This window comes from Kitasatospora sp. NPDC057500 (genome assembly GCF_042802195.1).
In the GTDB taxonomy this organism is placed as follows: Bacteria; Actinomycetota; Actinomycetes; order Streptomycetales; family Streptomycetaceae; genus Kitasatospora.
In genome coordinates this window covers 21,775-43,831 of the sequence record NZ_JBHVER010000047.1, presented here as the reverse complement: position 1 = coordinate 43,831, position 22,057 = coordinate 21,775, and the positions used below count along the sequence as shown (strand labels likewise).

The 22,057-nt window shown below is 72.5% G+C and carries 23 protein-coding genes; 8 read left to right on the top strand and 15 right to left on the bottom strand.

Annotated elements, in window-relative coordinates; genetic code table 11:
• Positions 1-50 precede the first annotated feature (50 nt).
• Complete coding sequence (locus ACFU74_RS13465; protein WP_380755885.1) at positions 51-2,402, bottom strand: LPXTG cell wall anchor domain-containing protein; 2,352 nt, start codon at positions 2,400-2,402, stop codon at positions 51-53.
• A gap of 214 nt (positions 2,403-2,616) precedes the next feature.
• On the opposite strand from ACFU74_RS13465, the gene ACFU74_RS13460 reads away from it, so the two are divergent.
• Together ACFU74_RS13460 and ACFU74_RS13455 are read left to right on the top strand one after the other, a co-directional pair.
• A complete protein-coding gene (locus ACFU74_RS13460) occupies positions 2,617-3,207 on the top strand; it encodes an NADAR family protein (protein WP_380755883.1) in 591 nt (196 codons plus the stop codon).
• Between the two features lie 148 nt (positions 3,208-3,355).
• Positions 3,356-4,546: a hypothetical protein gene (locus tag ACFU74_RS13455; RefSeq protein WP_380755881.1), complete on the top strand. Its 1,191-nt coding sequence runs from the start codon at positions 3,356-3,358 to the stop codon at positions 4,544-4,546.
• Between the two features lie 83 nt (positions 4,547-4,629).
• Here ACFU74_RS13455 and ACFU74_RS13450 read toward each other — a convergent pair whose 3' ends face one another.
• A complete protein-coding gene (locus ACFU74_RS13450; RefSeq protein WP_380755879.1) occupies positions 4,630-6,012 on the bottom strand; it encodes a glycine--tRNA ligase in 1,383 nt (460 codons plus the stop codon).
• A gap of 191 nt (positions 6,013-6,203) precedes the next feature.
• Between ACFU74_RS13450 and ACFU74_RS13445 the strand changes: the two genes are divergently transcribed.
• Genes ACFU74_RS13445 through ACFU74_RS13430 form a run of 4 tightly spaced genes read left to right on the top strand, consistent with a single transcriptional unit; the run spans position 6,204 to position 9,451 of the window.
• Positions 6,204-7,247, top strand: coding sequence for a metal ABC transporter substrate-binding protein (locus ACFU74_RS13445; protein WP_380755877.1), 1,044 nt, complete (start codon positions 6,204-6,206; stop codon positions 7,245-7,247).
• Positions 7,248-7,260: 13 nt separating this feature from the next.
• Positions 7,261-8,040: a metal ABC transporter ATP-binding protein gene (locus ACFU74_RS13440; protein ID WP_380755875.1), complete on the top strand. Its 780-nt coding sequence runs from the start codon at positions 7,261-7,263 to the stop codon at positions 8,038-8,040.
• Complete coding sequence (locus tag ACFU74_RS13435) at positions 8,037-9,005, top strand: metal ABC transporter permease (RefSeq protein ID WP_380755873.1); 969 nt, start codon at positions 8,037-8,039, stop codon at positions 9,003-9,005. The genes ACFU74_RS13440 and ACFU74_RS13435 overlap by 4 nt, the downstream gene beginning before the upstream one ends.
• A 35-nt stretch (positions 9,006-9,040) precedes the next feature.
• Positions 9,041-9,451 carry a Fur family transcriptional regulator gene (locus tag ACFU74_RS13430; RefSeq protein ID WP_350546264.1) on the top strand — a complete coding sequence of 137 codons (411 nt, stop codon included), beginning with the start codon at positions 9,041-9,043 and terminating at the stop codon, positions 9,449-9,451.
• A gap of 95 nt (positions 9,452-9,546) precedes the next feature.
• Here the strand turns inward: ACFU74_RS13430 and ACFU74_RS13425 are convergent, their stop codons facing one another.
• From ACFU74_RS13425 to leuA, 4 genes are all read right to left on the bottom strand, one after another.
• Entirely contained in the window at positions 9,547-10,392 is an 846-nt protein-coding gene (locus tag ACFU74_RS13425; RefSeq protein ID WP_380755871.1) for an isoprenyl transferase, read from the bottom strand.
• A 4-nt stretch (positions 10,393-10,396) separates the two neighbouring features.
• The gene (gene recO, locus ACFU74_RS13420; protein ID WP_380755869.1) at positions 10,397-11,143 is read right to left on the bottom strand and encodes a DNA repair protein RecO; all 747 of its coding nucleotides are present in this window, start codon (positions 11,141-11,143) and stop codon (positions 10,397-10,399) included.
• A gap of 102 nt (positions 11,144-11,245) precedes the next feature.
• Positions 11,246-11,899, bottom strand: a complete 654-nt coding sequence (locus ACFU74_RS13415) for a TerB family tellurite resistance protein (RefSeq protein ID WP_380755889.1) — start codon at positions 11,897-11,899, stop codon at positions 11,246-11,248.
• A 280-nt stretch (positions 11,900-12,179) separates the two neighbouring features.
• Positions 12,180-13,976 carry a 2-isopropylmalate synthase gene (gene leuA / locus ACFU74_RS13410; protein ID WP_380755867.1) on the bottom strand — a complete coding sequence of 599 codons (1,797 nt, stop codon included), beginning with the start codon at positions 13,974-13,976 and terminating at the stop codon, positions 12,180-12,182.
• Positions 13,977-14,334: 358 nt separating this feature from the next.
• On the opposite strand from leuA, the gene ACFU74_RS13405 reads away from it, so the two are divergent.
• Entirely contained in the window at positions 14,335-15,357 is a 1,023-nt protein-coding gene (locus ACFU74_RS13405; RefSeq protein ID WP_380755865.1) for a M4 family metallopeptidase, read from the top strand.
• Positions 15,358-15,424: 67 nt separating this feature from the next.
• A complete protein-coding gene (locus ACFU74_RS13400; RefSeq protein WP_344337572.1) occupies positions 15,425-15,691 on the top strand; it encodes a protealysin inhibitor emfourin in 267 nt (88 codons plus the stop codon).
• Between the two features lie 3 nt (positions 15,692-15,694).
• On the opposite strand, the gene ACFU74_RS13395 is transcribed toward ACFU74_RS13400, so the two are convergent.
• The 9 genes from ACFU74_RS13395 to ACFU74_RS13355 all read right to left on the bottom strand — a co-directional run bounded on the left by ACFU74_RS13395 (position 15,695) and on the right by ACFU74_RS13355 (position 21,946).
• Complete coding sequence (locus ACFU74_RS13395; RefSeq protein WP_380755863.1) at positions 15,695-16,408, bottom strand: alpha/beta fold hydrolase; 714 nt, start codon at positions 16,406-16,408, stop codon at positions 15,695-15,697.
• A gap of 28 nt (positions 16,409-16,436) precedes the next feature.
• Positions 16,437-17,366 carry a GTPase Era gene (gene era, locus ACFU74_RS13390; RefSeq protein ID WP_380755861.1) on the bottom strand — a complete coding sequence of 310 codons (930 nt, stop codon included), beginning with the start codon at positions 17,364-17,366 and terminating at the stop codon, positions 16,437-16,439.
• 55 nt (positions 17,367-17,421) lie between these two features.
• Positions 17,422-17,580, bottom strand: a complete 159-nt coding sequence (locus ACFU74_RS13385) for a hypothetical protein (protein WP_158960387.1) — start codon at positions 17,578-17,580, stop codon at positions 17,422-17,424.
• Between the two features lie 150 nt (positions 17,581-17,730).
• Positions 17,731-18,084 carry a cytidine deaminase gene (locus tag ACFU74_RS13380; protein WP_380755859.1) on the bottom strand — a complete coding sequence of 118 codons (354 nt, stop codon included), beginning with the start codon at positions 18,082-18,084 and terminating at the stop codon, positions 17,731-17,733.
• 43 nt (positions 18,085-18,127) lie between these two features.
• Positions 18,128-18,667, bottom strand: a complete 540-nt coding sequence (locus ACFU74_RS13375) for a DUF4383 domain-containing protein (protein ID WP_380755857.1) — start codon at positions 18,665-18,667, stop codon at positions 18,128-18,130.
• 30 nt (positions 18,668-18,697) lie between these two features.
• Positions 18,698-18,934, bottom strand: coding sequence for a hypothetical protein (locus tag ACFU74_RS13370; protein ID WP_380755855.1), 237 nt, complete (start codon positions 18,932-18,934; stop codon positions 18,698-18,700).
• Between the two features lie 33 nt (positions 18,935-18,967).
• Positions 18,968-20,293 carry a hemolysin family protein gene (locus tag ACFU74_RS13365; protein WP_380755853.1) on the bottom strand — a complete coding sequence of 442 codons (1,326 nt, stop codon included), beginning with the start codon at positions 20,291-20,293 and terminating at the stop codon, positions 18,968-18,970.
• Between the two features lie 19 nt (positions 20,294-20,312).
• The gene (ybeY, locus tag ACFU74_RS13360) at positions 20,313-20,807 is read right to left on the bottom strand and encodes an rRNA maturation RNase YbeY (protein WP_350546232.1); all 495 of its coding nucleotides are present in this window, start codon (positions 20,805-20,807) and stop codon (positions 20,313-20,315) included.
• Positions 20,808-20,821: 14 nt separating this feature from the next.
• Positions 20,822-21,946: a PhoH family protein gene (locus ACFU74_RS13355; protein WP_380755851.1), complete on the bottom strand. Its 1,125-nt coding sequence runs from the start codon at positions 21,944-21,946 to the stop codon at positions 20,822-20,824.
• Between the last annotated feature and the right edge of the window lie 111 nt (positions 21,947-22,057).

Sequence of the window (22,057 nt, the reverse complement as noted above, 5' to 3'; positions counted from 1 at the left end):
GCCCCACTGCGAACAGCAGTGGGGCCGCCTTCCGTCGGGCTCAGGACGCGTCAGTGCCGGTGGCGCCGACGGCGGGAGGCGAGCACGAGGGCCGCGCCGGCGAGGATCACGGCGGCGCCGATGCCACCGATCACCGCGACCTGGCTGCCGGTCTGGGCGAGGCCGCCGCCGCCCGGCTGGTCCGGCGTGCCGGTGGGCGCCGGGTGGGCGCTGCTGCCGCCGGTCGCGCCCGGCGAGGGCGAGGTCGTCGGCGAGCCCGTCGGCTCGACGGAGGGCGAGCCGGAGGGGGAGCCGGAGGGCGAGGAGGTCGGGGACGCGGTCGGGGACGACGTCGGCGAGGCCGTGGGGGACGGCGTGGACGTGGTCACCGTCACCGTGGCCGTGCACTCCCCCGCCGTCGAACCGGCCGGGCAGTTGCCACCGGGCCGGTCGGCCACGACGGTGTTGCGCAGCGTGCGGTCCCCGGCGGCCGGGTCCTTCACCTTCACCGTGTACGTCACCCGGGCGCTGCCGCCGACCGGCAGGTCGCCGGTCCAGCTCAGCACCGGCTGGGCGTAGGAGGCCTTGCCGACCGTCGCGGTGGCGTCACCGTTGTACACGGCGTCGTCGAGGACGGCCGAGAGGTCGTCGGTGACGGTCAGCCCGGTGAGCGGCGCGTTACCGGTGTTGGTGACGTCCACCTGGTAGGTCACGGTGTCGCCGGGCAGCGCCTGGGCCTTGTCGGCGGTCTTGGCGAGCCGGTAGCCGGCGTGCTCGGCGACGGTGTTGCGCACGGTGTTGCTGGTGCGCTGCTGGTCGCGGCCGGTCTGGGCGCCGCGGTAGGACAGCGACGAGGTGTTGTCGAGCCTGGTGCCCGGCGCGAGGCCGGCGTCGACCCGGGCGCGGAAGGAGACGGTGGTCTCGGCGCCCGGCGCGAGGTCGGCGGTGGTGCAGGTGACGTTCCGTCCGACGGCGGTGCAGCCGGGGCCGGAGCCGTCGACGTAGCCGGTGCCGGCGGGCAGCACGTCGGTCAGGGTGACGCCGGTGGCGGTGTCGAGGTCGGCGCTGGTGCCGTCCTCGTGCCGGTTGGCGACGGTGAAGGTGTAGGTGATCTCGGCGCCGGGGTCGACGGTGCCGGGCGGGTTGTTCGTGGTGGAGCCGGTCGGCTGGTTGGCCTTGGTGATCCGGAGGTCGGGTTCCAGGGCGTCGACGGCGAGCCAGGCCGCCTGCGGGTGCAGCGCGTCGCCGGCGCCGTTGATCCGGAGCACGGCCTGGGTGCTGCCGGCGGGGATCCTGCCGGTGACGTCGATCATCCGGGCGTCGTAGCCGTAGTTGTTGACCGGGGCGGGGTCACGGGTGGTGGTGTTGGTGCCGGTCCCGTTCGCCGCGACGTGGTCGATCCGGCCGGCGAAGGCGTTGTCGGTGTCGACGCCGGTGGGGCCGGGCATCGGCAGCAGTGTCAGGTTGTCGGTCGTGGAGCCGACCAGCAGCTGGTCGCCCGCGATCGGCGCGTCGCCGTCGCCGACGGTGACGCCCATCGTGGCCGGCGGGGCGGTGGCGGGCGTGTGTATCCCGGAGAGGGTGAGCGTGGCCAGGTTGTCGGGGGTGCGCAGCAGTTGGAAGCCGTCCCAGACCTGGAGGTAGCGCAGCGGCTCCGACTGCTTCTCGTAGGCGACGACCAGGGACCAGCCGCCCCAGCAGCCGACGTTGTTGCCGCCGAAGTTCTGCGCGGAGGAGCGTCCGGCGCAGGCCTGGATGTCCGCGACGGTGTAGCTGCCCGGGCCCGCGGCCTTGACCTGGGCGGTGACGTCCTTCACGCCCGCCCCGGCGAGCAGCGGCTCCGGCGGGGTCCCGCCGACCTGCTGGTCGAACCAGTCGTAGGTGTCGGCGGTGAGCCGCTCGTAGGAGCTGCCGCCCGGGACCTTCCAGGACACCTGGTTGCCGGTGTTGATGTCCCCTGAGGTGCCGCCGGCGGTGCTGGTGTTGGTCGGGTTGAACTGCCAGTACAGGCGCGCCGACAGTACCCGGGCCCCGGCCGGGATCACCAGCTGCGCCGAGGACGCGTTGTCGCCGGGCGCGTTCGGATCGGTCTTCACGTACTTGGTGCGGCCGTTGTTGGTGCCCTCGGTGTCGTTGCAGGCCGAGCCGTCGCTGTCGTCGCAGGTCAGCACCGAGTTGGAGGCCATGGTGAGGTTGCCGTGCGCCAGCAGGTCCACCACCGGGTCGGGGCCGATCGGCCGCTGCGTCCCAGCCCCCCGAGCGGCCTTGCCCGGGGCCGCGGCGGCCGACGAGGCCGGCACCGACGGGGCGAGCGCGAGCACGAGAGCCGAGGCGGCGAGAGTCCCGAGGACCGCCCGGCCGGGCAGGCGGCGGGACCGGTGTTCGGACGCCGGGCGTTGCCCGCCGACGGCAGCGGGTGGCATGCGGTCTCTCATGGGGGACTCCAGAGATGTTCGAGGGTGAGGGAGGGTGAGGGTGTCCTCCCTGGCGGAATCGTGACGATACGTCCGGATTCGACCGGGCCCAATAATATGTCACATTATTTAGTTCATCGATCAACAGTTCCATTTGCGACTATCTGCCGGGGGCCCGAAAACCCGCTGGCTGCCGCGAACCCCTTTGTGTCAGCATGACGATATGAGCGACGAACGCACGATCGACCCCGTCGAGACCCGCGACCGCGCCGCACTGACCGCCGCCGTGGCGGCCGGCGCGGAGCCCAAGTGGCTGATGTTCTGGGGGCACCAGGAGCAGCGGGACGGATCGCTCGGGCCCGGGGTGCTGAGCCAGTGGTGGCCCGGACACCCGTTCACCGTCGACGGCGTCGAGTACGCCACCGCCGAGCACTGGATGATGGCCGGCAAGGCCCGGATGTTCGGCGACGAGAAGACGCTCGCCCGGATCCTCGCCGCGGCGAGCCCCGCCGAGGCGAAGAAGCTCGGCCGCCAGGTCCGGAACTTCGACGACGCGGCATGGACGGCCGGCCGGTTCGAGCTGGTCGTCCGGGGCAACGTGGCCAAGTTCGGCGATCACGGGGAACTGCGCGGCTACCTGCTGTCGACCCGTCAGCGGGTCCTGGTGGAGGCCAGTCCGCTCGACCGGATCTGGGGCATCGGCCTCGGCGCCGACAACGAGCGCGCCCGGCGCCCCGCCGAGTGGCGGGGCGAGAACCTGCTCGGCTTCGCCCTCATGGAGACCCGCGCCCGGCTGGCCGCGGGCGCCGGGTGAGCACCGCTCCTGCGCCCCGTGCGCTCCTGGACACCACTCGCAAGACGGTGGACGCACTGCCGTAACGCCACCGCCGCATTCCGACGAGAGGATGTCTGGCCGTCAGGGCCAAGTTGGACAGGTTGCGGTGATCATGCGTACACGGCACATGGAACAGCCCCTCACCCCGGATGCGGGCGGCAGCGAGAGCGAGCAGGCGGCTCTCGAACTCAGGGCTCAGCTCGACGAGTTACTGCGTGCCCGACAGTACGCGGGGCAGCGTGAGCGGCGGCTCGCCGAGGCACTGCAGTCCCTGCCCGAACGGCAGCGGCCGGACGGGGAGCTGCTGCGGCAGCTCACCCAGGCGCGGACGCTGCGGGAGGGGCTGGGCGTCCGCTGCCTGGAGCTGAGCGACCGGCTGAAGGCGCTGGAGGAGCGGTTGCGGCAGCCGGCGCCGCGCCGCTGGATCCCGCGCCAGCCCACCGGCACGCCCGCCCCGCCGCCACCCGCACCGCCCAGCACCCCGCCCGCCGGGCCGCCCACAGACCCGCCCGCCGACCCGCCCGCCGCTCCGGCGGCCGGGAAGCAGGCGCCCCCCGCCCCGCCCCGGCGCCGCTCCCCCGGTGAGCTGGCCGCCCTCGCCGAGCGGATCACCGCCCTGTACCGCCAGGCCTCCCCCGACGAGGCCGACGCGATCCTGGACCAGGGCGCCGAGCACCTCACCCCGCACGACACCGCCCGACTGGCCGCCCTGCTCGCCCGGCGCGGCCCGGCCGGCGCCTCCGTCCGCCTGGTCCGCAGCGCCGTCCAGGCCGGTCCCCAGCACACCGCCACCACCCTCGCCGAGCTGCGCGAGGCCGGACTGGCCGAGGAGGCGGGCGCACTGTTCCACGCGCTGCGCTCCTGCCCGGCCGGCGCCCTGCCCGCCCTGCTGGACGCCCTGGAACGGGCCGGGCAGCACGCGGACGGCACCACCCTGCTCTGGGAGTGGGGCTCCGCACCGACCACCGAGCTGGCCGCACTGGCCACCGGGCTCTACCGGGCGGACCGCGCCGTCGACGCCCGGACCCTGCTGCGCCAGGCGGCCGGGCGGCCCGCCGGAGACCTCGCCGCGCTCGCCGTCACCATGGCCCCGCCGCTGCCCACCCTGCTGCTGGGCGAGCTGCCGGCGCTCCGCCCGCCGGCCGAACTGGTCCGGCTGGCCGCCGCGTTGGCCGGGCGCCCGGACCTGTACGAGGCGCTGCTCACGCCGCTGCTGGACGACCCGGTACGCCACCGCACCACCCTCGCCGCGCTCCGCACGGCCGGCCTGCCGACCACCCCGGCCGCCCGCCCGCGCTCCCGCTGGGGCCGCCGCTAGGCGGAGCTCCACGGCGGGAACGGCACGGAGCCCCCGCCCGCCCCGGAAGGGCGGACGGGGGCTCCCCGCGCTGCGGAAGGACGTCAGCAGCCGATGAGGCGCGCGGCCAGGTAGGACTTCACCTGGTCCAGCGAGACCCGCTCCTGCGTCATGGTGTCGCGCTCGCGCACGGTCACCGCGTTGTCCTCCAGGGTGTCGAAGTCGACCGTCACGCAGAACGGCGTGCCGATCTCGTCCTGGCGGCGGTAGCGCTTGCCGATGGCGCCGGCGTCGTCGAACTCGACGTTCCACGCGGTGCGCAGGTCGGCGGCCAGGCCGCGGGCCTTCGGCGAGAGGTCGGCGTTGCGCGACAGCGGCAGCACCGCGACCTTGACCGGCGCCAGGCGCGGGTCGAGGCGCATGCCGACGCGCTTCTCCATCACGCCCTTGGCGTTCGGCGCCTCGTCCTCGAAGTAGGCGTCGAGCAGGAAGGCCAGCAGGGCGCGGTTGAGGCCGGCCGCCGGCTCGATGACGTACGGGAAGTACCGCTCGCCGGACTCCTGGTCGAAGTACTTGAGGTCCTGGCCGGAGGCCTCGCTGTGCACCGACAGGTCGTAGTCGGTGCGGTTGGCGATGCCCTCCAGCTCGGAGAACTCGCTGCCGCCGAAGTTGAAGCGGTACTCGATGTCCACCGTGCGCTTGGCGTAGTGGGAGAGCTTCTCCTTCGGGTGCTCGAACAGGCGCATGTTCTCGGTGCGCAGGCCGAGGCCGACGTACCAGTCCCAGCGCTGCTGGAGCCAGTACTCGTGCCACTGCTCGTCGTCGCCCGGCTTGACGAAGAACTCCATCTCCATCTGCTCGAACTCGCGGGTCCGGAAAATGAAGTTGCCGGGGGTGATCTCGTTGCGGAAGCTCTTGCCGACCTGGGCGATGCCGAACGGCGGCTTCTTGCGCGAAGTCGTCTGGACGGCCTTGAAGTTGGTGAAGATGCCCTGGGCGGTCTCCGGGCGCAGGTACGCCAGGCCGCTCGCCTCCTCGGTGACGCCGAGGTGGGTCTTCAGCATGCCCGAGAAGTCCTTGGGCTCGGTGAACTGGCCCTTGGTGCCGCAGTCCGGGCAGTTGATGTCCTGGAGGCCGTTCGGCGGCGGGAAGCCGTGCTTGGCCTCGTACTTCTCCTCCAGGTGGTCGGCCCGGTGGCGCTTGTGGCAGGAGAGGCACTCGGTCAGCGGGTCGTTGAAGGTCTGGACGTGGCCGGACGCCTCCCAGACCTCGCGGGCCAGGATCACCGACGAGTCGAGTCCGACGACGTCCTCGCGGGCCTGGACCATCGCGCGCCACCACTGGCGCTTGATGTTCTCCTTGAGCTCGACGCCCAGCGGTCCGTAGTCCCAGGCGGCACGCGTGCCGCCGTAGATCTCGCTGCAGGGGTAGACGAAGCCACGGCGCTTGCTCAGGCTGACGATCGTCTCGATCTTGTCGGCTGCCACAGTGCTCTCTTCAGTACGTACGGCCCGGTCAGGGCACGGCTGGTTGCGCGTACCCGAATACCTCAGGTTACCGGCCATATGGGTACGGGGTTCAAATCGGTATCGCCGGTACCGGCCCACTCACCGTCACCGCCCGTTCACCCATCCGGGTGATTTGACAATCATTTCCATCTAATCTGAGAATGGTTGTCATGATGATCCGACGAGGTGCCCGCAGCACCCTGGCCCTGACCGCCACCGCCGTCGCCGCCGCCCTCACCCTGACGGCCTGCGGCAACGGCGGCGACCAGGGCCCGGACGGCCGGCTGAACGTCGTCGCGTCCTTCTATCCGATGGAGTTCCTCGCCACGAAGATCGGCGGCGAGCACGTGAAGGTCACCGGCCTGACCGCCGCCGGCGTCGAGCCGCACGACCTCGAACTCACCGCCAAGCAGGTCGGACGGGTCCAGAAGGCCGACGCGATCGTCTACCTCAAGGGCCTGCAGCCCACCGTCGACAAGGCCGTCGCCGGCTCCGGGGCCAAGCACAAGGTCGACGCCACCGCCGCCGTCCCGCTGGAGGACCACCACCTCCCGGAGGGCCACGCCGAGGGCGACGGCCACGACCACGACGGCCACGACGACGGCCACCACCACGACGAGGCGGCCGGCGACCCGCACATCTGGCTCGACCCGACCCGCTACGCCGCCGTGGCCAGGAGCGTCGGCGCCGAGTTCGCCCAGGCCGACCCGGAGCACGCCGAGGACTACCGGCGGAACACCGACGAACTGGTCGGCCGGCTCACCGCCCTGGACCAGGAGTTCAAGGACGGGCTGAAGGACGCGCCCAACCGCACCTTCGTCACCAGCCACGCCGCCTTCGGCTACCTCGCCGAGGCCTACGGCCTCACCCAGGTCTCCATCAACGGCGTCGACCCCGAGTCCGAGCCCACCCCGGCCCGGATGGCCGACGTCCAGAAGGCCGCCAAGGAGAACGGCGTCACCACGATCTTCTTCGAGACCCTGGCCAGCCCCCGGCTCGCCGAGACCGTGGCCAAGGACCTCGGCCTCAGGACCGCCGTCCTCGACCCGCTGGAGGGCGTCAAGGACCAGGCCGAGGACGACTACCTGACGGTCATGCGGCAGAACCTGACCGCCCTGCAGACCGCCCTCGGCGTGAACGCGAACGCAAGCGCGAACGCGGGCACGGGCACCGGCCCGACCGCGGCCCCGGCCGCCACCACCCCCACCAGCTGACGGGATCACCGGTATGACCCCCCCGACACCCCCGGCCGTCCGCCTGCACGACGCCGTCGCCTCGCGCGGCGGACGGCCGGTGCTGCGCGGCGTCGACCTCACCGTCCGCCCCGGCGAAGTGGTCGCCCTGCTCGGCGCCAACGGCTCCGGCAAGTCCACCACCGTCAAGGCCGTCACCGGCGCCGTCCCGCTGGAGCGCGGCGGCCTGGAACTGTTCGGCACCCCGCTCGCCCGGTTCCGCGCCTGGCACCGGATCGGCTACGTCCCCCAGCGCACCACCGCCGCCTCCGGCGTCCCCGCCACCGTGCGCGAGGTCGTCTCCACCGGCCGTCTGCCACTGCACCGGCTGCTGCCCTTCCGCCGCGCCGACCGCACCGCCGTGGACCGCGCGCTGGCCGCCGTCGGCATGCTCGACCGCGCCCGCGACGGCGTCGCCGACCTCTCCGGCGGCCAGCAGCAGCGGGTGCTGATCGCCCGTGCGCTGGCCGGCTCCCCCGACCTGCTGATCATGGACGAGCCGATGGCCGGCGTGGACGCCGCCAGCCAGCAGGTGCTCGCCGACACCCTGCGCGCCGAGGTCGTCCGCGGCGCCGCCGTACTGCTGGTGCTGCACGAACTCGGGCCGCTGGAACCGCTGATCGACCGCGCCGTGGTGCTCCGCGACGGCTGCGTCGCGCACGACGGCCCGCCCGTGCCCAACACCGGCCTGCACGCCCTGCCCGGCCACGACCACGTCCACCCGCACGCCGACCACGGCCACGACCACGAACGGATCCGGGGACTGCTGTCATGACCGAGATGCTTGGCTACGACTTCATGCAGCGGGCGCTGATCGCCGCCGTCCTGGTCGGCGTCACCGCCCCCGCCGTCGGCATCTACCTGGTGCAGCGCCGCCAGGCCCTGATGGGCGACGGCATGGGCCACGTGGCGATGACCGGCGTCGGCCTCGGCTTCGTCTTCCAGACCAGCCCGGTCTGGATGGCCGTCCTGGTCTGCGTGCTCGGCGCCGTCACCATGGAACTGGTCCGCTCGCGCGGCAACCAACGCGGCGACATCGCCCTCGCGATGCTCTTCTACGGCGGCATGGCCTGCGGCAAGCTGCTGGTCTCCAAGTCCGCCCAGGCGGGCGCCGGTTCACTCGAGAGCTACCTCTGGGGCTCCATCCTGACCGTCTCCCCCGCCGACCTGGCCGCGATCGCCGCGCTCGGCGCCGTCGTCATCGCCGTCACCCTGGGCCTGCGCCGCCAGCTCTTCGCGATCTGCCAGGACGAGGACTTCGCCAAGGTCACCGGCGTCCCCGTGCGACTGCTCAACCTGCTGCTCGCGGTGATGGCCGCGGTCACCGTCACCGTCGCCATGCGGGTGGTCGGCCTGCTGCTGGTCAGCGCGCTGATGGTGGTCCCGGTGGCCGCCGCCCAGCAGCTCACCCGCTCCTTCGCCGCGACCCAGGCCGGCGCGATCGCGGTCGGCGTGGTCGTCGCCCTGGCCGGCGTCACCGGCTCCTACCAGCTCGACGTGCCCTCCGGCCCGGCCATCGTGCTGCTCGCCATCGCGGTGTTCGCGGTGTTCAGCCTGCTCGCCGCACCGCTCGCCCGGCGCCGCCACCGCGTCACCCCCGACGCCGGACCGCAGGTCTGCGACGTCCTGCTGCCGGACCCGCGGCAGACCGGCGCCGGCACCGAGGAGCAGGCCGCGGCGGCCCCCCGGGGCCGGGCGGACGCGGGCACTCCGGCGCCCGGTGCGGGGCTGGCACAATGAGGTGCCAGTCGCCCACACCACCAGGAGGACCCACGGTGACCACCGCAGGCCCGTCGCCGCGAGCCCGATCGACCCGGCAGCGCGCCGCCGTCTCGGCGGTCCTGGACGAGATCGAGGACTTCCGCAGCGCACAGGAGCTCCACGACATGCTGAAGCACCGGGGAGACTCGGTCGGCCTCACCACCGTCTACCGGACGCTCCAGTCGCTCGCCGACGCCGGCGAGGTCGACGTCCTGCGCACCGCCGACGGCGAGGCCGTCTACCGCCGGTGCAGCAGCGGGCACCACCACCACCTGGTCTGCCGCCAGTGCGGTGCCACCGTCGAGGTCGAGGGCCCGGCCGTCGAGCGCTGGGCCAACTCGGTCGCCGCCGAGCACGGGTTCAGCGACATCGCGCACACCCTGGAGATCTTCGGCACCTGCGCGGAGTGCGCCAAGAAGGCCTGATCCGCACCGGGAACGGAGCCGGACACCGCGCCGGGAACGACACGAGGGCCCGCGGGAGAAACCTCCCGCGGGCCCTCGCGCGCACCCGGGCGCGCTCAGCGCTGCGCCGGCACCTCGGCGGCCAGATCGGCCGGCACCTCGTTGGGGATCGCCCCGCCGAACCGGCGGTCGCGCATCGCGTACTGCTCGCAGGCCCGCCACAGGTCGCGCCGGTCGAAGTCCGGCCAGAGCACGTCCTGGAACACGAACTCCGCGTACGCCGACTGCCAGAGCAGGAAGTTGGACGTCCGCTGCTCGCCGCTGGGGCGCAGGAAGAGGTCCACGTCCGGCATGTCCGGGTGGTACAGGTACTTGGCGAGGGTCTTCTCGTTGACCTTCTTCGGGTCCAGCCGGCCCGCCGCCACATCGGCCGCGATGGCCGCCGCGGCGTCCGCGATCTCGGCCCGGCCACCGTAGTTGACGCACATGTACAGGGTGACCGCGTCGTTGTCCTTGGTCTGCTCCTCGGCGACCTGGAGCTCCTGGACGACGCTCTTCCACAGCTTGGGCATCCGGCCCGCCCAGCGCACCCGCACGCCCATCGCGTCCATCTCGTCGCGGCGGCGGTGGATGACGTCGCGGTTGAAGTTCATCAGGAACTTCACCTCGTCGGGTGAGCGCTTCCAGTTCTCGGTGGAGAACGCGTACAGCGAGACGTTCTTCACGCCCAGCTCGATCGCGCCCTTCAGCACGTCCAGCACGACGCCCTCGCCGACCTTGTGGCCCTCGGTGCGCGGCAGCCCGCGCTCCTTCGCCCAGCGGCCGTTGCCGTCCATGACGATCGCGACGTGGCCGGGGACCAGCTCGCCGGGGATCTTCGGGGGCCGGGCGCCGCTGGGGTGCGGGGTCGGGGGGAGGTACTCCCTCTGCTTGCCGCCGCCGAAGAGCCGTCGCGCTGCCATGTGCTCACTTCTCCACGTATCTCATCGAGCGGATGCCCCGCTCCAGGTGCCACTGCAGATAGGCCGCGACCAGGCCGCTGCCCTCCCGCCAGTACCTCGGCTCGCAGGCGTCGGCAGTCCGCCAGTCCCCTGACAGCAGCGCCCCGAGCAGTACCAGTGTCTCAGGGGAGGGTACGGCACATCCGGGCACCCGGCAGTCCGGGCAGAGCACGCCGCCCGCCTGGAGCGAGAAGAACCGGTTGGGGCCCTCCATGCCGCACTTGGCGCAGTCGTCGAAGCTCGCGCCGTACCCGTTGACCGCGAGCGACCGCAGCAGGAAGGCGTCCAGCACCAGGTGCGACTCGTGCAGCCCGGCCGCCAGCGTGCGCAGGCCGCCGACCAGCAGCAGGTACTGCTGGACGGCCGGCTGGCCCTCGTTCTCGGCGAACCGTTCCGCCGTCTCCAGCATGGCCGTGCCGGCGGTGTAGCGGCCGTAGTCGGCGACGATCGGACCGCCGTACGGGGCGATCGTCTCCACCTGGGTGCACAGCGGCAACCCGCGCCCGACCAACTCACTCCCCCGGCTGAAGAACTGCACGTCCACGTGCGAGAACGGCTCCAGGCGCGCGCCGAACTTCGACTTGGTCTTGCGCACCCCGCGCGCCACCGCGCGCACCTTGCCGTGGTTGCGGGTGAGCAGGGTGATGATCCGGTCGGCCTCGCCGAGCTTCTGCGCCCGGAGCACCACGCCGTCGTCCCGGAAGAGGCTCATGCGCCCGCCTCGCCGCGGCGGGCCTCGAACAGTGTGGACATCCCACCATTGTCCCCCAGCCGCCCCTCCCCGGAGGACGGCCGCGCAACCCCGGGACGTTCCCTAGTAGGGCGCCCGGGTCGCCGCCTCCAGCAGCTCCCCCACCCGCGCCTGCGGCAGGTCCAGGCAGCGCCCGACGGCGTCCAGCGCGTCCCGCTCCTGCGGGCGGTACCGGCCGTCGGCCAGGGCGATCGCCGCGCCCTGCAGCAGCAGCCGCTCCCGGCCCGGCTGGGCCAGGTGCGGGGCGATCGGTTCGAGCACCGCGTGCAGTTCCACGGCCAGCCCGCCGGCCATGCCGTGCGCGTCGTACAGTTCGCCGCCGAGGCCGGACAGCGCCGCCAGCGCGGCCAGCACCTGGGCCTCGCCGCAGTCCTCGAACCCGGCGTCCCGGACCGCCGCGCAGGCGGCCTCGCGGGCCGCGCGGTGCGCGGTGCCGCCGGCGGCCAGCAGGGCCAGCGCGACGGTGTACTGGGCGTCGCGCAGCATCCCGCCCAGGCGTACGCAGGTGGGCTGCTCCAGGCTCTCCACCCCGAACCGGCCGTGGCAGCTGGTGCACTGCACGCTGCCGATCACCGGTCCGAGCGGGAGCACCGGGGTCCCCAGCAGCCGCAGCCACCGCCGGCCGTACTGCCGGCGGTAGTTGCGGTCCCCGCCGCAGCCTGGACAGAAGAAGTCACCGAGAACGTCAGTCCGCCACCGCGGGCGAACACCCCACATCCCTGTCACGGCGCCACTCCCCAGACATGGCAGGCGGCCTGCACAACAATGGGCAGGTCACGCGACCGGCCACCGGGCCGTCCCACCGACCCGGCGTTCCGGTGGGACGATGTTGCCACGGTTGCCGACACGTGTCAGTACTTCGAACGTCCCGAACCTCGAAAAAATGTGGCGCAGGACACAACGCGCGCGCCCCGGGCCCGGGGGCCGCACGGCCCGGCCCGGGAACGCCGCCGGGCCGCCCCGAACGGGACGGCCCGGCGATGACCACTCGTACGAACTACCCCCGCCGCGCCCGGTTGACGGCGCTGATCATCGCCTTCAGCGAGGCCAGCACGGTGTTGCCGTCGATCCCGACGCCCCACAGCACCCGGCCGTCCACCGCGCACTCGACGTACGCGGCGGCCTGGGCGTCGCCGCCCTCGCTCAGCGCGTGCTCGGCGTAGTCCAGCACCCGTACGTCCGCACCGATCCGCACCAGCGCGTCGGCGAACGCCGAGACCGGGCCGTTGCCGGTACCGGCCAGGGTCACCGGCACGCCGTCCACCACGGCCTCGGCGGTCAGCGCGTCCCGGCCGTCCTCGGTGGTCAGGGTGCGCGAGCCGGTCAGCGAGATCCGGCCCCACGGGTTCGCCGTGGTCGGCAGGTACTCGTCCTCGAAGACCCGCCAGATCTCGGCCGGGGTGACCTCGCCGCCCTCGGCGTCGGTCTTGGCCTGGATGATCCGGGAGAACTCGATCTGCATCCGGCGCGGCAGGTCCAGCTTGTGGTCGTTCTTCAGCACGTACGCCACGCCGCCCTTGCCGGACTGGCTGTTGACCCGGATGACCGCCTCGTAGGTGCGGCCGACGTCCTTCGGGTCGATCGGCAGGTACGGCACGCCCCAGGTGTGCTCCTCGACCGGCACGCCCGCCGCGGCCGCGTCCGCCTCCAGGACGTCGAAGCCCTTCTTGATGGCGTCCTGGTGCGAGCCGGAGAAGGAGGTGTACACCAGGTCGCCGGCGTACGGGTGGCGCGGGTGCACCTCCATCTGGTTGCAGTACTCGGCGGTGCGGCGCACCTCGTCGATGTCGGAGAAGTCGATCTGCGGGTCGACGCCCTGCGAGAACAGGTTCATCCCCAGGGTCACCAGGTCGACGTTGCCGGTCCGCTCGCCCTGCCCGAACAGGCAGCCCTCGATCCGGTCGGCGCCGGCCATGTAGGCCAGCTCGGCGGAGGCGACGGCGGTGCCCCGGTCGTTGTGCGGGTGCACCGACAGGCAGACGAACTCGCGGCGCGACAGGTTGCGCGACATCCACTCGAACTGGTCGGCCTGGACGTTCGGGGTGGCCCGCTCGATGGTGGCCGGCAGGTTCAGGATGATCTCGCGGCCCTCGCCCGGCTGCCAGACGTCCATGACCGCCTCGCAGACCTCCAGCGCGAAGTCCAGCTCGGTGTCGACGAAGATCTCCGGCGAGTACTGGTAGCCGAAGACGGTGTCGTCGCCCAGCAGCTTCTCGGCGTACTCCATCACCAGCCGGGTGCCCTCGGTGGCGATCGCCTTGGTGGCCGCCCTGTCGTTGCGGAACACCACCCGGCGGAACAGCGGCGCGGTCGCGTTGTACAGGTGGACGGTCGCGCGCGGCGCGCCGACCAGCGACTCGATCGTCTTCTCGATCAGCTCCTCGCGCGCCTGGGTCAGCACCGAGATGGTGACGTCCTCGGGGATCGCCCCCTCCTCGATCAGCGAGCGCACGAAGGCGTGGTCGGTGGCCCCGGAGGAGGGGAAGCCGACCTCGATCTCCTTGTAGCCCATCGCGACCAGCAGGTCGAACATCTTGCGCTTGCGCGCCGGGGACATCGGGTCGATCAGCGCCTGGTTGCCGTCCCGCAGGTCGGTGGAGAGCCAGCGCGGCGCCTTGGTGATGACCTTCGACGGCCAGGTGCGGTCCGGCAGGTCGACGGTGCCGAACGGCAGGTAGCGGCCGTGCCGCATGCCGGACGGCCGCTGGCGCACCGAGTCGGCGGTGATCGGGGTGGGGCGGTCGACGAAGGCCCGGGCGGCGGGAACGGGCGCGGCGGAGCTCTGCTCGGTCATGGAGGTGAGTCTCGGCTTCCTGTGATGCGTGGTGCGGGCTGGTCGGGGCGGTGTCCTCACCCGACTCGGCCGGCCTGCTGCCGCTCGCGACCCGCCAGGGGGTCACCCGAATTCAGCGCGCAGCACAGTCCCCGCGGCGAGGGAGCCGGCCCTGGTGGACTACAGGCCCTCGACGCGGCAGCTAAGAAGAAGCAGCCCGTTGCGCATGATGCGGCCCAGCCTAACCCAGCGCCGCGCGACCCCGAAGCGGGCCCGCCGGTCTTCCCACTCCTTGAGACGGCGCACGGAAGCGGGCGGGCGGCGCGCAATCCGGTCCGCGCCGGTGACAACACGTCATCAATGCCTCACTCTGGGCCACATGACAGCCGAACCGACGCTCTGCGCGATCGTTCCGCCGTACGTCCTGGACCGCCTCGCCGAGGACGGTCATGAACCCGCCGCCCGCTCGCTCTCCCTCGACGCCGCGCACCGGGCCGCCCGGCTCACCGCCGCCCTGCCCGCCCGGGCCCCCGCCGACCGCCTGGAGCGGGTGATCTCCGACGCCGGGCACCGCGAACGCCTGCCCGGCCGCACCGTCCGCCGGGAGGGCGAGGGCCCGCTGCCCGACCAGTCCGCCAACCGCGCCTACGACGGACTCGGCGCCACCTGGACGCTGCTCTCCGCCGTCTACGGGCGGCACTCCATCGACGACCAGGGCCTGCGGCTGGACGCCACCGTCCACTACGGACGGGACTACGACAACGCCTTCTGGGACGGCCGGCGCATGGTGTTCGGCGACGGCGACGGCGAGGTGTTCGGCGACTTCACCGCCTGCATCGACGTCATCGGCCACGAACTCGCCCACGGTGTCACCCAGTTCACCGCCGGCCTGGAGTACCGCAACCAGCCCGGCGCGCTCAACGAGTCGGTCTCCGACGTCTTCGGCTCGCTGGTCAAGCAGTACGCGCTGCACCAGGACGCCGCCGCGGCGGACTGGCTGATCGGCGCCGGACTGCTCGCCCCCGGCGTGCAGGGGGTCGCGCTGCGCTCGATGAAGGCGCCCGGCACCGCCTACGACGACCCCCGGCTGGGCAAGGACCCACAACCCGCCCACATGCGCGACTACGTGCGCACCGCGCAGGACAACGGCGGGGTGCACATCAACTCGGGCATCCCCAACCACGCCTTCTACCTGCTCGCCACCGCGCTCGGCGGGCCGGCCTGGGAGCGGGCCGGCCGGATCTGGTACGACGCGCTGACCGGCCGGCGGCTGCCCTCCGACGCCGACTTCACCGCCTTCGCCCGGGCCACCGTGGCCGCCGCGAAGGCCCGCTACCCGGAGCCGGAGGTGGCCGACACGGTGACCGCCTCCTGGGCGAAGGTCGGCATCAGCCCGACTTGAGCCGCTCTTAAGTCAAGGTCCGGGAAAACCCCGGCGGACGCCATCGCTGGGTAGCACCATGGACACCATGCGTATCCAGGTGACCCGGACCGGCGGCCTCGCGGGACACGTCCGCCGCGCTGAGCTCGACACCACCGAGCGGGTGGACGCCCCGCACGTGCACGCGCTCGCCCGCGAGGCCGTCGCGGGCGGGCTGCGCACGCCCTCCTACGGGGTACCGGACGGCTTCCACTACGAGATCACCGTCGACGGGCGGACGGTGCACTGCGCGGACCCCAAGCTCACCGAGTCCCAGCGCGAGCTGGTCTCCCTGGTCCTTCGCGAAGGCGCGTAGCGGTCACAGCCAGCCGTCGAGGGAGGCCAGGAAGCCGGGGAGGTCCTCGCGGTGGATGGTGTGGCCGGCCCCGGGCACCGTACGGACCTCGTAGCCGAGGCCGCGCAGGGTCGCGGCGTCCTCGGGCCCGATCAGCCAGCTGTTGTCGGCGAGCTGCACCAGCGAGGGCACCGCCGGGGCGCCGGGCAGCGCGGCCCGGTCGTGCAGCGCGGAGAGCGCCAGCGCGGTGTCCGGGTCCCAGAGCGCCAGGGTGGCCAGCTCGACCTCCACGTCCCCGGCCTCCCAGCGCGGGTTGACCGCGGCGATCTGCGCCCGGGTGGCCTGCTTGAACTGGACGAAGACCGCCGGGTCGAAGAGCCCCGGCTGGACGAACTTCCAGGCCGGGTCCGAGTAGACCGCCCGGGCCGGGCGCAGCCGCTCGACGGCATGCAGCAGGGTCAGCGCGCCGAGCGAGTGGCCGATGGCCAGCTCGGCGCCCCGCGGCAGGGTGTCCACCAGGTCGTCGGCGAACCGCTCGGGGCGGTAGCGGTCCACCGCGGTGCCGCCGTCGCCGCGCGGGCTGGCGCCGTGGCCGCGCAGGTCGACGGCGATCACCCGGTAGCCGCGCCCGGCGAGCGCCGGGCCGACCGACCGCCAGCTGCGGTGGTCGGACATGATCCCGTGGACCAGCAGCGCGACCCGGTCACCGGTGCCCCACTCACGCGTGTGCAGCTCCACGCCGCGCCCCTCCCCGCCGGTCCGCCGGTCAGAACCCGAGCTTGCGCAGCTGCTTCGGGTCGCGCTGCCAGTCCTTGGCGACCTTGACGTGCAGGTCCAGGAAGACCGGGGTGCCGAGCAGCGCCTCGATGTGCTTGCGGGCGGTGGTGCCGACGTGCTTGAGCCGGGCGCCCTTGGCCCCGATCACGATCGCCTTCTGGCTCTGCCGCTCGATGTAGACGTTGGCGTGGATGTCCAGCAGCGGCCGGTCCGCCGGGCGGCCCTCGCGCGGCAGCATCTCCTCGACCACGACGGCCAGCGAGTGCGGCAGCTCGTCGCGCACGCCCTCCAGCGCGGCCTCGCGGATCAGCTCGGCCACCATGATCTGCTCGGGCTCGTCGGTGAGGTCGCCGTCCGGGTAGAGCGGCACGCCCTCCGGCAGCAGCCTGCTGATCAGCTCGCCGACCAGCTCGACCTGCTTGTCGCCGACGGCGGAGACCGGGATGATCTCGGCCCACTCGATGCCCAGCTCGGCACCGAGCTGCTGGACGGCGATCAGTTGCTCGGCCAGCCGCTTGGAGTCGACCAGGTCGGTCTTGGTGACGATGGCCACCTTGGGGGTCTTCTTGATCCCGGCGAGCTCCTTGGCGATGAACTTGTCGCCGGGGCCGAGCTTCTGGTCGGCGGGCAGGCAGAAGCCGATCACGTCGACCTCGGCCCAGGTGGAGCGGACCAGGTCGTTGAGGCGCTCGCCGAGCAGGGTGCGCGGCTTGTGCAGGCCGGGGGTGTCCACCAGAACCAGCTGGGCGTCCGGGCGGTGCACGATGCCGCGGACGGTGTGCCGGGTGGTCTGCGGGCGGTCGGAGGTGATCGCGACCTTCGTCCCCACCAGAGCGTTGGTCAGGGTCGACTTGCCCGCGTTGGGCCGGCCGACGAAGCACGCGAAGCCGGAGCGGTACGAGGAGGAAGGGGCATTCATGGGCTCCATTCTCCCTGATCACCCCCGCCGGGGCGGACACCGCCCGTCCGGGCCCTCACTTCTTCCCGCCGAACACCGCGCCGAGGCCCCAGCCGAGGACGAGCAGCAGGAAGGCGACCGAGCCCCAGAGCCAGAACGGCGACCCGGTCTCCTGCCACTTGCCCATGCCCATCACGCCCAGCAGCAGCCCCGCGAAGAACGCGAACGGCCCCATCGCCCAGCCCCCTCACCGCGCCGTCTCCCCGCGCGTCTCCCCGCCCGTCCCCGGTGAGATTATCCGGCAGATCCAGGGGCCCGGAACGCGCCGGTGCCCGGGGCGTGAACCCCGGGCACCGGCCTCGTCCCGGCCGCGCCGGGCCTGCGTTCAGCGGGCCTCGGCCGAGACCCGCAGCGTCCCGTCCGGGCCGGCCAGCAGGAGCGGGGTGCCCGCCCCGCCGAGGTCCCGCACCGCCGCCAGGTCGGCCTCCGAGGGCTGCTCCGCCTCGGTCACCACGGCCGCCGCCTCCAGCGACTTCGCGCCGCTGGCCACCGCCATCGCCACCGCCGTCTGCACCGCGCTCAGCCGCAGCGACTCCAACGCGACCGTCCCGGCCACGTAGGTGCGGCCGGTCTCGTCACGCACCGCGGCCCCCTCCGCGACGCCGTTGCGGGCGCGGGCGGAGCGGGCCAGGGTGATGATCTTCTTGTCTTCGGGGTCCAGCTCGACGATGTCACTCATGCCCAGGAGCATAGGCCCCGGCGGCCGAGGCCCGACGGGGTCCTCAGTGCCCGATCGGGTTGGGCGGTCCGGGCCGCATCACCTTCACGAAGGTCTTGGGACCGGTCGGCAGTTCCGCTTCCTCCCCCACCCGCTTGCGCCAGTACGGGTTGTCGTGCGGCAGGTGGCCGCTGACCCGCCCGTACATCCCGAACGCGGTGATCACCACGCCGAAGGCGAAGGCGAAGATCACGTTGTGGATGCCGAAGTTCAGGATGTTGGCGTCCGGCCGTTCGAGCACCGTCAGCCCGTAGAACCCGGACAGGATGAACAGCACACCGGCCGCCATGTTCAGATTGGCGGCGAAGTTCCCGCCGACGACCGCGCCGAGCACCAGGATCCCGCCCACCACGATGGACAGGATGCTCAGCGCGCCGTTGGTGGACATCCCGGCGATCTCGTCGCCCTCGGTGGACAGGAAGCCCGGGTGGTCGGCCAGTCCCAGGCAGCCGAACACGATCAGGAAGATTCCGCCGAGCCCCGCCCCGATCCGCCAGACCAGCACGAGTTTGTGGTCGACGGGCAGTTCGTCTTGCAGCTTCATGGCGACCTCCGAGGTGGTCGAAACGCCTGGCTAGCTGTAGGGGTGGCTCCCCTGCATGTGCGGCACCTCGTGCATGTACAGCGAGCCGCACTGCTGGCAACCCCGAAGGCCGGTCCCCCACTCCTGCTCCGGCCTGGTCTCGGCCTCGGCGGGAACGGTCCGGCCGCACAGCGCGAGCGCCGGGTCCTTCTCCCGCACGACGTGCCAGACCTTCACCCCGCCCGCCGTCCCCTGCGGGCCGTACTCCGCGCGAAGTTGGTGCGTCATGCCTCCCATCGTCGCCCCGGAGCCCCCCGAACGCTACTCGCCGCCCTCCCGGGCCGCCCCGGCCCCGGCCGGCACGGGGGCGGCGACGACGGAGCCGATCCGGTTGCGGCGGCCGGCGGAGCTCTCGGCGGTCAGCCGGATCGCGGTCAGGCCGCCCGGGACCTCCTCGGGCAGCGGGATCTCGCAGGACGAGCCGGGGATCGGGACCCGGCCGAGGTTCTTGGCCAGCAGGCCGCCGACCGTCTCGACGTCCTCGTCCTCCAGCTCGATCCCGAACAGCTCGCCGAGGTCCTCCACCAGCAGCCGCGCGGTGATCCGGTACGAGCCGTCCCCGAGGTCCTCCACCGGCGGGATCTCCCGGTCGTACTCGTCGGTGATCTCGCCGACGATCTCCTCCAGGATGTCCTCGATGGTGACCAGGCCGGCCGTGCCGCCGTACTCGTCGATCACGATCGCCACGTGCGAGCGCATCTGCTGCATCTCGCGCAGCAGGTCGGCGGCCGGCTTGGAGTCCGGCACGAACACCGCCGGGCGCAGCACGGCCCCGACCTCGTCGGACTCGGAGTCCCGGTTGATGTGGGTGCGGCGCACCAGGTCCTTGAGGTAGACGATGCCGACCACGTCGTCCTCGTTGTCGCCGACCACCGGGATCCGCGAGAAGCCCGAGCGCAGCGCCAGGGTCAGCGCCTGCCGCACGGTCTTGTGCCGCTCGATCATCACCAGGTCGGTGCGCGGGACCATCACCTCGCGGACGATGGTGTCGCCCAGCTCGAAGACCGAGTGCACCATCCGGCGCTCCTCGTCCTCGATGACGTCGTTCTTCTCCGCCAGGTCGACCAGCGCCCGCAGCTCGGCCTCGGAGGCGAACGGGCCCTCCTTGTAGCCCTTGCCCGGGGTCAGGGCGTTGCCGAGCAGGATCAGCAGCCGCGGGATCGGGCCGAGGATCCGGGCCAGCGGCAGCAGCACGAAGGAGGCCGCGGTGGCGGTGGTGAGCGGGTGCTGGCGGCCGATCGTGCGCGGCGAGACGCCCACCGCCACGAAGGACACCAGCACCATCACGCCGAACGCCAGCAGCACGGCCTGCCAGGTCGTGTCGATGGTGCGCACGCACACCACGGTGACCAGGACCGCCGCCGCCATCTCGCTGGCGACCCGGATCAGGGTGGCCAGGTTGAGGTAGCGGATCGGGTCGGTGGCCAGCGCCAGCAGCCGGGCCGAGCCCTTGCGCCCGGAGCGCACGGCCTCCTCCGCCCGGAACCGGGAGACCCGGGAGATGCCCGCCTCGGCGCACGCGGCCAGCCAGCCGAGCACGACGAGCAGCACGGCACCGAGGATGAAACTCGTACTCTCACCACTCACAGGGGTTCGGACTCCGTGCTCAGTGGGTGGTGGGGGCCGGCGAGATGCCGCCGAGGCCCCGCTCGGCCCGCCAGCCGTCGAGGATCGCCTTCTGGAGGCCGAACATCTCGGCCTCCTCGTCCGGCTCCTCGTGGTCGTAGCCGAGCACGTGCAGCACGCCGTGCACGGTGAGCAGCTGGAGCTCCTCGTCCATGGAGTGCTTCGACGGGGCCGCCTTGCCCTGCTGCTCGGCGACCTCGGGGCAGAGCACGATGTCGCCGAGCAGGCCCTGCGGGAGTTCCTCGCCCTCCTTGCCGGGGCGCAGCTCGTCCATCGGGAAGGACATCACGTCCGTCGGGCCCGGGAGGTCCATCCACTGGATGTGCAGTTCCTCCATCGCAGCCCCGTCCACCAGGATCACGGACAGTTCGGACTGCGGGTGGATCCGCATCTTGTCCAGTGCGTAGCGGGCGACGGCGAGGACGGACTCCTCGTCGACGTCCCAACCGGACTCGTTGGCGATGTCGATCGACATGACGGGCTGGTTACTCAGCTTTCGGTGCGATGGGACTGTCGGGGTGCGCGCGAGCCGCGCCGCTGGGCGGGCTTGACCGGGAGGCGGCGCTCGTCGGTCTCCTGGGCCTCCTGGCGGGCGTCCCAGCGCTCGTACGCGTCCACGATCCGGCCGACCAGCTTGTGGCGGACCACGTCGGTGCTGGTGAGGACGGAGAAGTGGATGTCGGGCACGTCGGCCAGGATGTCCTGGACGACCTTGAGGCCGCTGCGGGTGCCGCCCGGGAGGTCGATCTGGCTGGTGTCGCCGGTGACGACCACCCGGGAGTTGAACCCGAGGCGGGTGAGGAACATCTTCATCTGCTCGGGCGAGGTGTTCTGGGCCTCGTCGAGGATGATGAAGGCGTCGTTGAGGGTGCGGCCGCGCATGTAGGCGAGCGGCGCGACCTCGATGGTCCCGGCGGCCATCAGGCGCGGGATGGAGTCCGGGTCCATCATGTCGTGCAGCGCGTCGTACAGCGGGCGCAGGTACGGGTCGATCTTCTCGTAGAGGGTGCCGGGCAGGAAGCCCAGCCGCTCCCCCGCCTCGACGGCCGGGCGGGTCAGGATGATCCGGTTGACCTCCTTGGCCTGGAGGGCCTGGACGGCCTTGGCCATCGCCAGGTAGGTCTTGCCGGTGCCGGCCGGGCCGAGGCCGAAGACGATCGTGTGCTTGTCGATCGCGTCGACGTAGCGCTGCTGGTTGAGGGTCTTGGGACGGATGGTCCGGCCCCGGTTGGACAGGATGTTCGCGGTGAACACCTGCGACGGCGCCGGGCTGTCGGGGTCCTCCGCGGCACCGCGGAGCATGGCGATGGAGCGCTCCACGGCGTCCTCCGTCAGGGGTTGGCCGGTGCGCAGCACCAGCATCATCTCGCTGAACAGCTGCTTGACGAGGGCGACCTCGGCGCGGGCGCCGGTCGCGGTCACCTCGTTGCCGCGGACGTGGATGTCGGCGGCGGGGAAGCCCTGCTCGATCACCCGCAGCAGCGAGTCGGCGGCGCCGAGCAGGGTGACCATCGGATGCTTCTCGGGGATGACGATCCGGGCGCTGACGCGGCCGTCGTCGGCCGGCTCGGGGCGCGGCTGTCCGTTGGTACGGGTCTGCGATGTGTCACTCATAGGTCGGCGCTGGGGCCTGCCTCATCCCATCCGTGTCTCGTGGTGCCGCTGGGTCTCTCCCGGGGCACCAGGGTACGCCGCGTACGTGATCGACGCGGCGGGCGGCGGGGC